We start from the raw sequence: 16,261 nt of genomic DNA, 5'->3' as shown, positions 1-16,261 counted from the left end.
ACACCAAGGGAGGCCCGTCGCCATGGACGAAAGCAAAATCCACCGCATCGAGAAGGACACCATCGGCGAGGTCCGGGTGCCCGCCGACCGCTATTGGGGGGCGCAGACCCAGCGCGCCCTGGAAAACTTCCCCATCGGCGAAGGCACCATGCCGACGGCGCTGATCCACGCCTTCGCGCGGCAGAAACAGGCCGCCGCGCGGGCCAACATGAAACTGGGCAAGCTGGACAAGCGCCTGGGCGACGCCATCGACCAGGCGGCGGGCGAGGTCGCGGGCGGCCAGTGGGACGCCCACTTCCCCCTGCCCGTCTGGCAGACCGGGTCCGGCACCCAGACCAACATGAACCTGAACGAGGTCATCGCCAACCGGGCCATCGAAATCCTGGGCGGCGCGTTGGGATCCAAGGATCCGGTGCATCCCAACGATCACGTCAACATGTCCCAGTCGTCCAACGACAGCATGCCGACGGCCATGCACATGGCCCTGGCGCTCGAATGCCACAACCGCCTGCTGCCGGCCCTTGAGGGCATGGAAGCGGTGCTGCTGGAAAAATCCAAGGCCTTCCACGACGTCATCAAGATCGGCCGCACCCACTTGCAGGACGCGACGCCGCTGCGTCTCGGCTCCGAATTCGGGGCCTATGCCCATCAGACCCGCCAGAACATCGAACGCCTGCACAAGTCCCTGGCGCAGATCTACGAACTGGCCCAGGGCGGCACGGCCGTGGGGTCCGGCATCAACGCGCCCAAGGGATTTGATACCGCCTTCTGCGCCGAAGCAGCGGAACTGACCGGCCTGCCGTTCAAGCCCTGCCCCGACAAGTTCTATGCGCTCGCCGCCCATGACGCCCTGGTCAACCTGTCGGGCAAGCTCAACACCATCGCCGTGACCAACCACAAGATCGCCGACGACATCCGGCTGCTCGCCTCGGGCCCGCGTTCCGGCCTGGCGGAACTGATCCTGCCGGCGAACGAGCCGGGATCGTCGATCATGCCGGGCAAGGTCAACCCGACCCAGGCGGAAGCCCTGACCCAGGTCGCCGCCCGCGTCATCGGCAACCACGTGACGGTCACCTTCGCGTCCAGCCACGGGCATCTGCAATTGAACGTCTACAAGCCGGTGATCGTCGCGACCCATCTGGAATCCATCCACCTCTTGTCCGACGCCATGGCGAGCTTCACCACGCGCTGCCTGAAAGGCATCGAGCCCAACCATGAGGTCATCACCCGCCACCTCAACAATTCGCTGATGCTGGTGACGGCGCTCAACCCGCATATCGGCTACGACAAGGCGGCCGAGATCGCCAAGAAGGCCCATAAGGACGGATCGACCCTGCGCGAGGCCGCGGAAGCGCTCGGCATTCTCACCGGCGCCGAGTTCGACAAACTGGTCAATCCGAAGGACATGCTGGGAGAAGACTGATCCCAGCCGCGCTTCCGGATAACCTGCCATGACAGAACAGCTTTTCGCGGTCCCGATCTTGCGCATCTTCGACGAGCCCAAGGCCCTGGCGTTCTACCGGGACTTCCTTGGGTTTCAAATTGATTGGCGCCATCGCTTCGAGGACGGTACGCCGCTGTACATACAGATATCCCGGAGCGGCATGAAATTGCACCTGTCGGAACACCACGGCGACTGCACGCCGGGCGCGACCGTCTTCGTCGCCACGACGGGACTGGCGGACTACCATCGCGCACTTGCCGGAAAGGATTACCCCTTCAACCGTCCGGGCCTGAACCCGGCACCCTGGGGCGGGATGGTGATGGAGGTCACGGACCCCTTCGCCAACCGGCTACGCTTTTGGGAGGAAACCAAAACACAATGAGCAGCGAAAAAATCACCATCATCACCGGCGCCAGCCGCGGCATCGGCCGCGCGGCGGCGGTCCTCGCCGCCAAGGCCGGGCACACGGTCTGCGTCAACTATGTCTCCGACAAGACGGCCGCTGACGCCGTGGTCAAGGAAATCACCGATGCCGGGGGCAAGGCCATCGCCGTCGCCGCCGACACCAGCGTCGAGGCCGATGTCATCCGCCTGTTCGAGACCGTGGACAAGGAACTCGGCACCGTCACCGGCCTGGTCAGCAACGCCGGCATCCACGGGCCGCGCGGGCCGGTCAAGGACCTGACCGCCGACGACATCCGCCGGGTGCTGGAGGTCAACGTGCTGGGCCTGTTCCTCTGCGCGCAGCAGGCGATCAAGCGCATGTCCACCGACAATGGTGGGGCGGGCGGCGCCATCGTCAATATTTCCTCCGGTGCCGCCGTCATCGGCGCGCCCGGCGGCGGCGTGCTTTATGCCGCATCCAAGGGTGCTGTGAACAGCTTCTCGACCGGGCTTGCCCAGGAGGTCGTCCGCCAGGGCATCCGCGTCAACACGGTGGCCCCCGGCTTGACGGAAACGGACATGACCCGCGACGGCCTCGCCAAGCGGGCACCGGCCACGCCGCTCGGCCGCGCCGGCAAGCCGGAGGAGATCGCCCAGGCCATCCTGTTCCTGCTGTCGGACGAAGCGTCCTACATTTCCTGCGCCAATCTGCGGGTGTCGGGCGGCAAGCCTTGAAATGCGGCGTCATCATCCGCGCCATGGACGCCGCCGACCTGGGCGTCGCACGGAGCCTGATGGCGCAATTGGGCTATGACATCGCGGTGGACGATCTGACGGCGCGTTTCGGCATCGTGGCGGGCAATCCGGACCATGCGGTCCTGGTCGCCGAACAAGGCGGGCTGTTGTTGGGGTTGGTGCATGTGTTCGCCCGCCCGGCCCTGGAAAAGCCCGTGGAAGCGGTCATCCAGTCCCTGGTGGTCGATACTCGGGCGCGCGGCGCCGGCATCGGCAGCACCCTCATGGACCGGGCGGAAGCCTGGGCGCGGGCACGGGGTCTCACCTCCGTCGCCCTCCACACCACGCTGACCCGGGCCGACGCCCGGGCCTTCTACGCCCGCCTGGGCTATGCGGACGTGGCGCAGGCGGCCCTGTTGCGGAAGAAACTGTCGCCCCCATGACCAAGATCGTCTTCACCGGCCCCAAATCGGCCCCCCTGACCGTCGCCCTGGCCCATGGCGCCGGGGCGCCCATGGACAGTCCGTTCATGGAGGCCTTCGCCGAAGGCTTGGCGGCGCGCGGGTTGCGTTGCGCGCGATTCGAATTTCCCTATATGGCGCAGCGCCGCGACGACGGCAAAAAACGCCCGCCCAATCCGGCCCGGGTGCTGCTGGAATGCTGGCGGGAGGTGATCGGCGAGATCGGCCCGGGCAACCTGGTCATCGGCGGCAAGTCCATGGGCGGTCGCATGGCCTCCATGGTCGCGGCCGACCTGGAATCCGAAGGAAACCCGGTGCGCGGCGTGGTCTGCCTGGGCTACCCGTTCCACCCGCCAGGCAAGCCGGAAAAGCTGCGCACGGCGCATCTGGAAAGCCTGAAGACGCCGACCCTGATCTGCCAGGGGACGCGCGACCCCTTCGGCACGGCCGACGAGATCCCCGCCTATCCCCTGTCAAAGGCGATCCGGCTGGAATGGCTGGCCGACGGCGATCACGGCTTCAAACCGCGCAAGGCGTCGGGTAGAACGGAAGCCCAGAACTGGGATACCGCGCTCGACGCCATCCAGGCGTTCTGCGCCAATCTTTGACGGGAGCCCCGCCATGACCATTTCCGGCCTCGACCACTTCAATATCCGCGCCAGGGACATGGACGCCATGCGCGACTTCTTCGTCGAGGTCATCGGCCTGACGGTCGGCGACCGGCCCAACTTCCCGTTTCCCGGATATTGGCTCTACGGCACGGAGGGATCGGGCGCCGTCGTGCATTTGGTTCCCGGCGACCGGGAACGCAATTACGTCGTCGGCCACGGCGCCGGTCAGGGCAATGCCGCCCAAGAGGGCACCGGCGTGGTCGACCATCTGGCCTTCAAGGGCACGGATGCGGCCGGCCTGATCGCGCGCCTGACGGCCCACGGCATCGACCACACGGCGCGTGAATTGCCGAACGGGGCGGCGCAGCAGATTTTCTGCGCCGGTCCCGAGGGCGTGACCATCGAGGTCGTGATTCCGAACGCCTAATCCTGCTCCGGGCACATGCCGCCGGCCGCCATGGCTTCCTCGAAGCCTTTCTGGATTTCCGCTTCCGTCAGGTCGCGGGTGTGGGTCAGCAGGCTCCACTGATGGCCGAACGGGTCTTCGACGCTGCCCATACGGTCGCCCCAGAACATATCCGCCACGGGCATCTTGGGTGTGGCGCCGGCCGCCACGGCGCGGGCGAAGGCCGCATCCGCATCGCTCACGTAAAGGGAGATCGACCCGCTGACGCCGCCCAGGGCTTTCGGGTCCTTGGTGCCCCATTGCGGGCTGGCGTCGGACATCATGATATGCGCGCCGCCGATGGTGATCTCCGCATGGCCGAGGCGGTCCGTCCCCGGCATGGGCAGGCGCATGACTTCGACCGCGCCGAAGGCCTTTTTGTAAAATTCGATGGCCCGGGCCGCGCCGTCGACGATGATGTAGGGCGTGACGGCGGTGTAGCCGTCGGGAATCGGTTTGACCATGACAATCCTTCCCTGATTAAGAACAAAAAGGGAACATAAATCATCCCGACAAGGCTTTCAAGTGATCGAATTATGACAACCGATCTATCGGCAGGCGAGGGCCGTCTACTTTCCGGGCAGTTTCGGCGCCGTATCGCGGAAGCTCTGGACCGTCGTCATGTTCGTATACCAGGCCGACAAATTTTCCAGACCGGACAGCAGCTTCTGCCCCTCGGGCGTCATCTTCACGTAATAGATGGCGGGGGCCAGGAACAGGTCGGCCAGGGTCATGTCCTCACCGACCATCCACCGCTGACCGCGCAGTTCCTTGTCGGCAACGGAAAGGTACTTTTCGATCTTCGGCAGATAAGCTTGAACATCGCTTTCGTCGGCCCGCTTGCCCTGCATGGGGGCGATCAGGCGCGGAAAGAGCAGACCCTTGAACAGATTGGGATAGCCTTCGTCCAGGTACAGACTGATGCGCTGGAACATGTCCGCCTTTTCCACGGCGTCACGCGGCTGAAGCTGCGGATCCGAGGTATATTCCTCGTCGATGTAGACGCAGATCGCGAGGGTTTCATACAGGTGGAGGTCGGCATCGCGGATCGCCGGCACCTTGCCGAAGGGATGCTCCTGCTTTTGCTCGTCGGAGCCGGGCATGTATTCGTAGATACGATAGGTTTCCTCCTTCTCCTCCAGGCACATGCGCACCGTTCGGGTGAAGGGGCTGATCGTGGTACCGTAGATCGTCAGATCCGACATTGAAGCGGCCTCCTCGGGAAACTTTTTTTCGTGTTTAACGCGAAAAGAGTGCCGCGAGGGGCTCATACTGGCAAGGGAAAAGCACGTTACGCCGATGACCAAGACCCCGTCTTCCCAATCCCGCCGCGATCTCACCCGCTTGGCCAAGCGCTCGATTCTGGTCGCCGGCCATCACACCAGCCTGACCCTGGAGGATGTGTTCTGGGAGGCCCTCAAGGAGATCGCCGCCGCACGGGAGGTATCCGTCAACGCCCTGGTCACCGAGATCGATGCCGGGCGCACGGGAAATTTGTCCAGCGCTGTCCGCGTTTTCGTGTTGCAGACCCTGCGGAATTAGCGCCGGCGCCAGCGCAGCCAGGCAGACATCCCGAAACAACCCAACGCCGCAAGGGTAAACCCTGCGACCCGCACCAATCCCCGCGTCGGCATATCGCCATATTGCCAGGCGCCGCCGTCCCACCACAAACCAGCGGCGACGGCCAGGGCCATAAGCGCAACGAAGATACCGATCCGCGCGGCCCTTCTCATGGCTGCACCTTTCCGTCGCCGTTGATGGCTTCCATAATGCGTTTCACCGCCCAGCCGGAAATCTTGTGCCGGGCATGGGTTTCGTCAAACAACACCTGATGATGGCCGCCCAGGTTCCGGGCGGTTTCCGCAAGCAGACCGGCGTACAAGGTCGGACGCGGGCCATAGAAACAACAGCGGTCGAAACGATTGAATATCTGCACCTGGCGACGTCCCGGGCGATCCGCCCCCATGACGGCGAGATCAAGCACCCCGCTAATGTCCGCCAAGCCCTCGACGATTTCCCGCGCACTTTCCTCCTTGCCCCTAAGCAAGGCAAGCGGCAACACCCCGGCCACGGGAAAACTGGCATCGATGCGCGGGTCAATGGCAGCGCTGACCAAGGTGATCCAAGCCCCCGACGAAACACCGATCATGGCTATCCGGTTGAACGGGTGCTGCGCCAGGGCGTAATTCACGGCGATCACCGGCGGCAGGAAGGCCGCGCCCAAGTCCGTCGCAAAGCGGGCGTCCATCAATGGCCCGCCGCAATATCGCCGCCAGTCGTAACAGGTATTGTCGCCGTACCCCGGCATGTTCATCGCGGCAACGGTATAGCCGTCTTCAACCCATGCTTCGATCATCCGGTGCTGATCATGATAGGTCGCGGCCAGCCCTTGCTGATAAAGGATCAGGCGCCCGTTGGAGATTTTCGGCCGAAAATAGGCAATGGAATAGGGCCGCCAATTTTTGCTCAGGTAGCCGGTCAGTTCGTCAATCCCGGCAAGATTTCGCCAATCCCTGTAATAGGCCGCCTCACAGGCAAGGGCACGCATGATGATCGTGTCGGTCCGCGACAACAGACGCACGACAGCCGGACCAGTCGGTGACAGACATTCATGATGCGGCCCAGGGGTTTTCTCGACGTCGCGCATCACCCGCTGCGGCATCAGGTCACGGGGCAGATCGGGCATCTTGAATATCCGTGCCGTCAGGCGGGCGCGCCGCTGGCGGACCGCATCGGCATCGCCAACGGTCAGCCATTCCGATACGGGCAGTGCGGCCATGTCCGCCGGGATGACCTCAAACCGGGCATCGGCGCCCGGGGCTAGACGCTTGATCGCCACCCGCGTCGGATCCCAATAATACAACAGCGCCAAAACGGCGCCGATGCTGAGAACCAGACCCAAGCCGTCGACCAGTCGGGACAATTGGGCCTGCCGATTCATGTCGCTATCCCGAAGATCGTACTAAAACTTTCCGAGGATGCCGCGCAGCAAATCCTGTGGCGTGACCTTCTTCTTTTCCTCGGTCTGCGTCGCTGGTTGCTCCGCTTGCGGTTGCGCTGGCTGCTGCTGTTGGCCGCCGCCCAGGATGCCCTGAAGCACGTCGCCGACGCCCTTCTTCTTCAACAGCTTGTCGAGACCCGGCACGGGAACCCCGCCGGTCCCGAGCGACGCCGTATCGACCTTGATGCGCGGTGCGTCCAGCTTCCCGGTTACCGTGAACGGCACGTTCACGCCCTTGCGCGTGGTGATCGACAGCACCGCCGACAACAGATTGGGGGCCGGCTGGATGGCGCCCGAAATATCGACCGTCCAAGCCGCCAGATCGACGCTGCCGGAACCGCTGGCGACGCCCACGTTGGTCACCGCCTTCAATTGATTCGACGTCGCGACACCGCCAGAGATCGTGAACGCGGCGTCCACGTCGGCAAGGCCCTTGCCCTGTTTCGGGCCGCCAAGAACACCCCCCAACTGGTTGAGCGCCAGCACCACGCCGCCCAGACCAAACCCGGCCTCGGCCGAACCGCTGAGCGCTTCTGCGTCCAGATCGCGGCCGGAAAAGTTCAGTTTGCCGCCAAGGGAAGAAATGATCTGGGCCTCCGACCGGCCCCGGGCCGTAATATCGAAATCGGCGTTGATCTTGCCCGCCGCGACGCTGCCCAGGGCTTGGCCCGCCTTGCTCAGGTCCGCGCCGGCGATCTGGCCGGCGGCGCTCATCTGCCCGGCGGCCGTGGCCGTCGCCTTGGCCGTCAGCATGCCGCCGAACAACCGGCCGGTCAGGCGTTCGACCGTCAGCACACCGCCATCGACGGCGGCCCCCAGGTCGGCGTTTTCCAGAACGGCCCCCTCGACCGTCACCTTGGGCGACGTGACCGTGACCGCCGCATCGAGGGCGTTCAAGGCTGCAAGATCTATAGGCGCCTTGGACCAGCGGGAACTGACCGCCGCTGCCGACAGCAGCGGATTGCCGCCGCCCGGCCCGGCCCAGGCGGCCGGGGCGCGGGTGATCCCCCAGCCCCGGTCCAGCAGGCTCGCCGCGCGCTTGGCCGGCAGGAACGGCGTGACGTCGACCGGGCCGAGCGCCAGATTGACGATCGCCTTGGGTTTGGCGCCCTCGAGGGCGAGGGACAGGCTGCCCGCCGCCGTCACGGGGCCGACCTTGCCCGCGATATTGTCGACGCGGATGGATTTTGGATTGCCCGTGACCTGGGCCGTCAGATCGAACCCGCCGACCTTGCCTTGGGGCCGATAATCCACGCCGAAGCGGCGCAGCAGACCCGCCAGATCGCCATGCTGGACGGACAGGCCCAGCCGCAGGTCCTGCCCCGCCAGGGCCAGGACCGGCAAGGCCCCGCGCAGCCCGACAGCCCCACCCATGGCGCCCAGATTGGCGGTCACCGATGGCGACAACAGGCTGCCCGATACCGTTGCATTGACGGACACCGCCCCCAGGGCTTCCGGCGACACCGGCAGATCCAAGGCCAGCGCCTTGGCCAAGGGCCCTGCATCCTTGGTGTTGGCGGTGATTTTCAGATCCTTGGCCGTGGGAATGCCGTCGAGCCCGGCAAGCCCGCCGGTCACGCCGGCGCTCAGACCCGCGAAATTGCCGATCTTCAAGGCGCGCAATGTCAGGTCGCCGCGCGCCAGGGTCGCGTCGAGCGTAATATTCCGCGCCGTCTGGCCGCGCACCACCGCCGACCCGATGGCAAGCTTCACGTTGGCGTCGAAGGTCGTCAGGGGCTTCAGTGGCGCGAACAGATCGACGGCCGGCGCCGTGGCAGCGGTCGTCGCAGGAGCACTCCCGCCTACCGCCGTATCGGCGGGGGCCTTGTCCCTGCCGCTCTTCGCCGAAGATGCGGGCGCCATCAGGGCATCCAGATTGATCTTGTCCAATTCCAGGTTGGCGCCGAACGACGGCCGCGCCTGCATGGCGAACGTCACCGCCCCCGTCACCTTGGTGCCGCCCGCCGTGGCGGCGATGCCCGTCAACTGCGCATAATTTCCATCAATGACCAAGGGGGTCTTGAAACTGAAATCCTTGAGCGCGGCGTCGGGCACGGCCACGCCCGGCACGGCCCAGGCCAGCACGGGCCCCAAATCCTTGGCCCGGGTTTCGATCTGGCCCTCGAACCGGAGCTTGCCGTCGCGTGCGCTGAGAAACCCGAACAGCCCCACGTCGGCGTCGCCGGGCAGCTGCGCCGTCGCCTGGTTGAGGGTCAATTCGCCATTGGCCAGGTCGGCGCTCAGGCTCACTCCTTCCAGCGGCTTGCCGCGCAGCACCAGGGAATCGATCTGCACCGACAAGTTGGCCTGAATGTCCTTCGGCAGGACAAAGCCCGCCGCTGGCTTGGCCTGCTTCGCCGGAGCCGCGGGTTTCGCCGTCGCCGTCTTCTTCAGGTCGCCCGGCTTGGCGACCTCGTCGGCCTTGACCGGAGCCGGGGCCGGGGCCGGGGCAAGCAGGGCGTCGAGATCGACCCAGCCCGATTTGACGGACAAGGACGCCACGGTCTTGTCGCCGGTCGCGACATCCGCAGATACATGGAACTCCATGTTGTCGAGCTTGATTTCCAAGCCCTCGACACGGCCGCCGTCGACACTGGCATCCAGATTTCCCAAAATGGTGAACGGTTTCGCCAGATTGACGGGCAGGTCGGCGAACCCGCCGGTCGCCGCGATGGCTTCGGCGACGTTCGAACCGCTGCCCGTGACCTTGGCGCGCAACCTCGGCTTTTCGGGCACGTTCACGACGCCGCCATCGACCTTGATCACCGTGTCGCTGCCCAGTTTCAGGCTGAACACCAAGGGGATCGTGCGGCCCTGGACGATCTCGGCGACGTTCAGAGAATAGGCGAGACGGTGCCCGGCCAGGGTCAGCGCGCCGTCGCTTTCCACAGGTCCGTTCAGGCTGGCGGCGGCGATGCGGGCGTCAATCCCGGTGATCACCTCTTCCCGGCCGCGCTGAAGGTCGCGGTAGACGATGGTCCCGCCCTCGACCGTGAAATTATCCACGGCAATGCCGGAACCCGCCGTTCCGACGCCGGCGTCAGGGGTGGGTTTATCGGCCGCGGTCGGTTGGGGGGTGCGGCTGTCCTTCGCCGGAACGGGCTTGCTGAAATCCCAGTTCACGCGACCATCGGCAAGACGCTCCAGCAGAACCGTCGGGCGGACCAGCTTGACGGTTTCGACCCGCATCTTGCCGCCCAGCAGCGCCATCGCCGCGACCCGGACCTCCAGAGATTCGAAGGACGCCATGCGGGCATCCGTGGAGCCCCCGATATTGGCAAGATGAACGTCGGCGACATGCAGGCGCGGGCGCGGCAGAACCTGGACGGACACGGGGCCACCGATGACGACCTTACGCCCGGTCACCTTTTCAACCTGATCGGCGATATCGTCCGTATAGTTGTTCCAATCGATCAGGCTTGGGCCGATCAGCAGCACGCCGACGACGAGCGCGAAAAAGACCGAAAAACCGATGGCGATTTTCTTCAACGGGCGGATCCCATATGTGTTCGCTGGTGACTCACACCCCGTCCCGCGGGGCCGTTCAGTGCAGAGTGTAGGGCGAACAATCCACCATTGCCATAGGCCGAACGGGCCTATTTTCGTGGAAAATTGCCGTTTCGCCGTATTTTTCCGCCACCGCCGGGCGTCGGGAAGATCATCCTCTGGATGACTTTGAACAGCTCCATCGTCAGGATCACCGAGGCCGCGATGACCGCGACAAGCAGCCAGGTTTCGATGTCCACGGCCTCGACCCGCAGCACCGAACTGAACCCGGGCAGATGCATGGCCAGAATATGGGCGCCCTGGCTGACGATGACCGCGCCGACCAACAACCAGTTGGCCGACAGCGGCACGCGGAAGATGGACCGCGATTCCGACCGGCAATTGAAGACATGGGCGTTCTCGAACAGAACCAGCAACAGCAAAAGCGCGTTGCGCGCCTGATGCTCTGCCCAGCCCTGGTCCAGCATCCAGGCAAAGAACAGATAGCCGACCGCGCCCATGAACAGGCCCGAGACGACCGTTTCCGAGATCATCACCCGATCGAAGACCGGCTGGTTCGGCGGTCGGGGGGCGCGATCAAGCAGGCCCGGCTCCGCCCCCTCGAAGGCCAGCGCCGTATGCTGCAGGCCCTGGGTCACCAGGTTGAGCCAAAGCAACTGCACGGCGTAAAGCGGCAGCGGCAACCCGCCCAGGAAGGCGAAAAAGAACAGCGCGACCTCGGCCGCCCCCGTCGAGACCAGCAGATAGACCACCTTGCGCACGTTATCGTAGGCGATGCGGCCTTGCTCCACCCCGTTGACGATGGACGCGAAGTTGTCGTCGGTCAGGATCAGGTCCGCCGTGTCGCGCGCCACGTCCGTGCCGCCGGCGCCCATGGCGACGCCGATGTCGGCGGCGTTAAGCGCCGGCGCGTCGTTCACGCCGTCGCCGGTCACCGCGACGAAATGCCCCTGGGCCCGCAACGCCTTGACGATCTCCAGCTTTTGCAGAGGATCGACCCGCGCGAACACGGGGGCTTCGGCGACGGCGCGGGCGAAGGCCGCCGGGTCGTCCGCCAAGGCCTGTAGGTCCAGACCGGTCACGGCCCCCTCCCCCGCCATCGCGATGCCGACGTCGCGGGCAATCGCAAGCGCCGTTGCCGGATGGTCGCCGGTGACCATGCGCACGTCGATGCCCGACCGGCGGCAGCGATCCACCGCGCCCCGGGATTCCGGGCGCAGGGGATCGATCAGGCCGACGAAGCCAAGGAATTCCAGGTCCGCCGCCTCGGCCAAATCGTCGACCGGCGCGGCCACCCGGCCCGCGGCCACGGCCAATACGCGAAAGCCCTCGGCCGCCAGGGCTTCGGCTTGGCGCGTCAGTTCGTCCCGATCGGCATCCCGGCAAAACGGCAAGATGACCTCGAACGCTCCTTTGGCATAGGCCCAGAGTCCGTCCTCCGTGCGGTGGAAGGACGCGGCGTAACGCCGCGCCGGCTCGTAGGCGATGGCGGCTTCCTGCGGCAAGCGGGCGAGCAGCCCGGGCCGGGTCAGCCCGGCCTTGGCCGCCAGCGCCAGAAAGGCCACGTCCACGGTATCGCCGAGATGATGCCAATGGCCGTCCCGGCGGACCAGTTCGGCCTCGTTACACAACGCCGCCGCCTCGGCCAGACGGCGCAGGCCGTGCCAGTCGGCGTCGCTCATGGCGCCGCTGGCGGCGGTCACCGCGCCGTCGTCGTTATAACCCTCGCCGGTCACATGGAAGTCACCCAGGCCCGGCACCATCAGGCGTTTCACCGTCAAGGCGTTGCAGGTCATGGTGCCCGTCTTGTCGCTGGCGATCAGGGTACAGGCCCCCAAGCCCTCGACCGCCGGCAAGGAGCGCACGATCACGTTTTTCTCGGCCATGCGATGGCAGCCGACGGACAGCGCCACGGTGATCGCCACGGGCAGGCCCTCGGGCAGGGCGGCGACGGCAAGCGCCACGGCGACCAGGAAGATTTCGACCGCCGGCGCCCCCTTGAGCACCATCGCCACGGCCAAAAGCGCGATGGCCACGACCACGACGATCCCCAACATGCGGGTGAAACGTTCCAGGCGCACGACCAGCGGCGGCGGCGCCGCGTCGCGGCCCACCAGTTGTTCCGCGATCCGGCCCAGCGCCGTCTGCGTTCCGGTATCGGTGACGATGCCAAGCGCGCGGCCGCTGACCACCACCGTCGCCGCATGCAGCATGGTGACGCGGTCGCCGATCATGGCCTGGTCCGCCACGGTCGCCGCCGCGTCCTTGACCACGGCCTGCGATTCGCCGGTCAGCAGTGATTCATCGACCAACAGCGCATCGGCCTGCACCAAACGCAGGTCGGCCGGAACATGGCTGCCGGATTCCAGGCGGATCACATCGCCCGGCACCAGGTCGCGGCCGTCCACCGTATGAACCGCGCCGCCGCGCAGAACCGTTGCCCGGTCGCGGATCAGGCTGTCGAGGGCGAGCGCGCTTTTTTGCGCGCGGTATTCCTGATAGGTGCCGATCAGGGCGTTAACCTGTAGCACGGCGAAGATGAACAGCGCGTCCGAGGCCTCGCCGATGGCAACGGAGACGACCGCCGCCGCGGCCAGCAGGTAGATCAGCGGATTGACGAATTGCCGCAGATACAGCGTCAAAAGGCCGGGCGGCCGGGGCCGGGGCAGGTCGTTCGATCCGTAACGGCGCAGGCGCTCGGCCGCCTCACGGTCACTCAGCCCGGTTTCAGGATCGCTGTCCAACGCGCGGGCAACCGCGTTCCAAGACAAGGTGTGCCAAGCCTGGGGCGTCGGAAGGGGGCCGTTATTCATCGGGGGCGTCTCGCCTGCCTTGTTCGTGCCGACGCCGCCCCCGAACGTTTCGAACGGTGGAACCGGCGATGTCTAGGGCAGCACCAATACCGCCCGGAAGTCATTGACGTTGGTCAAGGTCGGCCCGCATTCGACAAGGTCGCCGATCCCCTGGAAAAACCCATAGGCGTCGTTGGTGTCGAGCAATACCCGCGCATCCAGGCCCGCCGCCGTGGCCCGGGCCAGACTGTCCGGGCCGATCACCGCGCCCGCGTTGTCTTCCGAACCGTCCACCCCGTCGGTATCGCAGGCGATGGCGTGGATATGGTCCGCCCCGTCGAGCGCCACCGCCATGCCCAGCAGGTATTCCGTGTTGCGCCCGCCGCGCCCGCCGTCGCCGCGGATGGTCACCGTGGTCTCGCCGCCCGACAACAGCACGCAAGGCCCCTGTGCGGGCCCCTTGCCCGCCAAGGTATCGCGGGCAAGCTGCGCGTGCGCGACGCCCAGGTCCCGCGCCTCGCCTTCCAATGCGTCGCCCAGGATGATCGGCGTCACGCCGGCGACGCGGGCGATCTCGGCGGCGGCTTCCAAACTGGCCTGCGGCAGGGCGATCAGATGGGTTTCCACCCGCTTGAAGATAGGATCATCGGGCTTGGGCGTTTCCTCCGCCCCCGCGTCCAGCAGGGCCTGAACCGCCGCCGGCAGCTTGATGCCGTATTTGGCGACGATGGCCCGCGCGTCGTCGAAGGTGGTCGGGTCCGGCACCGTCGGACCCGAGGCGATGACCGCCGGGTCATCCCCCGGCACGTCGGAAATCAGCAGGTTGACGATGCGGGCCGGCGCGGCGGCGGCGGCGAGACGGCCGCCCTTCACCGCGGACAGGTGTTTGCGCAGGCAGTTCATCTCGTGGATCGTGGCGCCGCAGCGCAGCAGTTCGCGGTTCACGGCCTGCTTGTCGGCCAAGGTCAGACCGGCGCCCGGGGCGGACAGCAACGCCGAGCCGCCGCCGGAAATCAGGCAGACCACCAGGTCTTCTTCCTTAAGTCCCTTGACCATGTCCAACATGCGCCGGGCCGCCGCCTCGCCCGCGGCATCGGGCACGGGATGGGCGGCCTCGACCGTTTCGATGCGCTTGCAGGGCACGTCATAGCCGTAGCGGGTGACGATCAGGCCCGACAGGTCACCCGGCCAATGGTCCTCGAACGCCCGGGCCATGGCGGCCGAGGCCTTACCCGCCCCGATCACCAAGGTGCGCCCGCCCTTGGGCGGCTCCGGCAGGAAATGAGGGATGCGCTTTTCAGGTTGGGCCGCCGCAACGGCGGCGGCGAACATGTCGCGAAGCAGGGTTTCCGGGTCCAAGATCATAGCCTCCCAATAATGGTCCTGGTTACGTCACCCTGGGGCGAAAGCCAAGGCCCGGGGCCCCGCAATCCGGGTTTTTCCACATCGCGGGGAAATCCAGGGCCTAAACGCGGACGATCTTGCCCGGGTTCATGATGTTCTGGGGGTCGAGGGCCTGTTTGACGGCGCGCATGGCGACCAGGGCCTCGCCGTGTTCGGCGGTCAGGAAGTCGATCTTGCCGTAGCCGACGCCGTGTTCGCCCGTGCAGGTGCCGTCCATGGCGATGGCGCGCATGACCATGCGTTCGTTGACCGATTCGGCGCGGGCCATCTCGTCCGCGTTGTCCGGGTCGACCACGAACACGATGTGGAAATTGCCGTCGCCGACATGGCCGACGATGGGCGCGCACAGGCCCGACGCGTCGATATCCTTGCGGGTTTCCAGGATGCATTCCGCCAGTTTCGAAATCGGCACGCAGACGTCGGTGGCGATGCCCCGGCAGCCGGGACGCAGCGCGATGGCCGCATAATAGGCGTCGTGGCGGGCCTGCCACAGCTTGTTGCGGTCCTCTGCCTTGGTCGCCCACTGGAAATCGTCGGCGCCGAAGTCGGCGGCGATGGCCTTCACGTTTTCGACCTGTTCGCGCACCCCGGCATCACTGCCGTGGAATTCGAAGAACAGGGTCGGCTTCACCGCGTAATCGAGCTTGGAATATTTGTTCACCGCATCCATCTGCGCTTCGTCCAGAAGTTCGATGCGGGCCACGGGGATGCCGGACTGGATCGTCAGGATCACCGTGTTCACGGCGCTTTCCAGGTCGGGGAACGGACAGACGGCGGCCACCACGGCTTCCGGAATGCCGTAAAGGCGCAAGGTCACTTCGGTAATCACGCCAAGCGTCCCTTCCGAGCCCACGAACAGGCGCGTCAGGTCGTATCCCGCCGACGACTTGCGCGCCCGGCGTGCCGTGCGGATCACCCGCCCGTCGGCCATGACCACGGTCAGGCTGAGAACGTTTTCCCGCATGGTGCCATACCTGACGGCATTCGTGCCGCTGGCCCGTGTCGCGGTCATGCCGCCAAGCGACGCATCGGCCCCCGGATCGATGGGAAAGAACAGACCCGTGTCGCGCAGATAGTCGTTGAGGGCCTTGCGGCGCACGCCGGCCTGGACCGTGACGTCCATGTCCTCGGCATTGACGGTGAGGATTTTGTCCATGCGCGACAGATCGATGCAGATACCGCCGGACAAGGCCGCGACATGGCCTTCCAGCGAGGTGCCCGTGCCGAAGGGAATGACCGGCACGCCGCGTTCGGCGCAGGCCCGGACCACGGCCGCGACCTGGTCCGTTTCCGTGCAATAGACGACGGCGTCGGGCGGGGCCGAGGGATGATAGGATTCGTCGCGGCCATGCTGTTCGCGCACGGCGGCGGCGGTGGACAGGTTCTCCGCGCCGACGATCTGCGCCAGCAGATCGAGCAGGCCCGCATCGACCGCGCCTGACGGCTGCGTCGCCGCCGTTGCCCGTGGTGTCGTCAT

General features: G+C 66.0%; 14 protein-coding genes. 7 read left to right on the top strand and 7 right to left on the bottom strand.

The window, feature by feature from the left end; translation table 11 throughout:
• Nucleotides 1-22 precede the first annotated feature (22 nt).
• Genes fumC through RJ527_11485 form a run of 6 tightly spaced genes read left to right on the top strand, consistent with a single transcriptional unit; the run spans nt 23 to nt 4,062 of the window.
• Nucleotides 23-1,423 carry a class II fumarate hydratase gene (gene fumC / locus RJ527_11510; protein ID WND74668.1) on the top strand — a complete coding sequence of 467 codons (1,401 nt, stop codon included), beginning with the start codon at nt 23-25 and terminating at the stop codon, nt 1,421-1,423.
• A 28-nt stretch (nt 1,424-1,451) separates the two neighbouring features.
• A complete protein-coding gene (locus RJ527_11505; GenBank protein ID WND74667.1) occupies nt 1,452-1,826 on the top strand; it encodes a glyoxalase superfamily protein in 375 nt (124 codons plus the stop codon).
• Entirely contained in the window at nt 1,823-2,563 is a 741-nt protein-coding gene (locus tag RJ527_11500) for an SDR family oxidoreductase (protein WND74666.1), read from the top strand. The genes RJ527_11505 and RJ527_11500 overlap by 4 nt, the downstream gene beginning before the upstream one ends.
• On the top strand, nt 2,560-3,006 hold the full coding sequence (locus RJ527_11495; GenBank protein WND74665.1) for a GNAT family N-acetyltransferase: 447 nt from the start codon (nt 2,560-2,562) through the stop codon (nt 3,004-3,006). The genes RJ527_11500 and RJ527_11495 overlap by 4 nt, the downstream gene beginning before the upstream one ends.
• Nucleotides 3,003-3,632, top strand: coding sequence for an alpha/beta fold hydrolase (locus tag RJ527_11490; protein WND74664.1), 630 nt, complete (start codon nt 3,003-3,005; stop codon nt 3,630-3,632). Before RJ527_11495 ends, RJ527_11490 begins: the two co-directional genes overlap by 4 nt.
• Nucleotides 3,633-3,645: 13 nt before the next feature.
• Entirely contained in the window at nt 3,646-4,062 is a 417-nt protein-coding gene (locus RJ527_11485; protein ID WND74663.1) for a VOC family protein, read from the top strand.
• Here RJ527_11485 and RJ527_11480 read toward each other — a convergent pair.
• Nucleotides 4,059-4,544, bottom strand: a complete 486-nt coding sequence (locus RJ527_11480; GenBank protein WND74662.1) for a VOC family protein — start codon at nt 4,542-4,544, stop codon at nt 4,059-4,061. The genes RJ527_11485 and RJ527_11480 overlap by 4 nt on opposite strands.
• Before the next feature lie 105 nt (nt 4,545-4,649).
• Complete coding sequence (locus tag RJ527_11475; GenBank protein ID WND74661.1) at nt 4,650-5,285, bottom strand: glutathione S-transferase family protein; 636 nt, start codon at nt 5,283-5,285, stop codon at nt 4,650-4,652.
• A gap of 94 nt (nt 5,286-5,379) precedes the next feature.
• Here RJ527_11475 and RJ527_11470 point away from each other — a divergent pair, with 94 nt between their 5' ends.
• Nucleotides 5,380-5,622, top strand: coding sequence for a ribbon-helix-helix domain-containing protein (locus RJ527_11470; protein ID WND74660.1), 243 nt, complete (start codon nt 5,380-5,382; stop codon nt 5,620-5,622).
• Between the two features lie 187 nt (nt 5,623-5,809).
• Here the strand turns inward: RJ527_11470 and RJ527_11465 are convergent, their stop codons facing one another.
• The 5 genes from RJ527_11465 to RJ527_11445 all read right to left on the bottom strand — a co-directional run bounded on the left by RJ527_11465 (nt 5,810) and on the right by RJ527_11445 (nt 16,261).
• Nucleotides 5,810-6,766, bottom strand: coding sequence for a hypothetical protein (locus RJ527_11465; protein WND74659.1), 957 nt, complete (start codon nt 6,764-6,766; stop codon nt 5,810-5,812).
• A gap of 276 nt (nt 6,767-7,042) precedes the next feature.
• Nucleotides 7,043-10,570: an AsmA family protein gene (locus RJ527_11460; protein WND74658.1), complete on the bottom strand. Its 3,528-nt coding sequence runs from the start codon at nt 10,568-10,570 to the stop codon at nt 7,043-7,045.
• A gap of 107 nt (nt 10,571-10,677) precedes the next feature.
• On the bottom strand, nt 10,678-13,401 hold the full coding sequence (locus RJ527_11455) for an HAD-IC family P-type ATPase (GenBank protein ID WND74657.1): 2,724 nt from the start codon (nt 13,399-13,401) through the stop codon (nt 10,678-10,680).
• Nucleotides 13,402-13,473: 72 nt separating this feature from the next.
• Complete coding sequence (locus RJ527_11450) at nt 13,474-14,745, bottom strand: glycerate kinase (protein ID WND74656.1); 1,272 nt, start codon at nt 14,743-14,745, stop codon at nt 13,474-13,476.
• 100 nt (nt 14,746-14,845) lie between these two features.
• Nucleotides 14,846-16,261 (bottom strand): FAD-linked oxidase C-terminal domain-containing protein, encoded by a 1,416-nt coding sequence (locus RJ527_11445; GenBank protein ID WND74655.1) that lies wholly within the window; start codon nt 16,259-16,261, stop codon nt 14,846-14,848.

It is taken from the genome of Thalassospiraceae bacterium LMO-SO8 (assembly GCA_031655335.1).
GTDB lineage: Bacteria > Pseudomonadota > Alphaproteobacteria > Rhodospirillales > Casp-alpha2 > UBA1479.
This window is presented reverse-complemented; position numbering and strand designations above follow the sequence as displayed.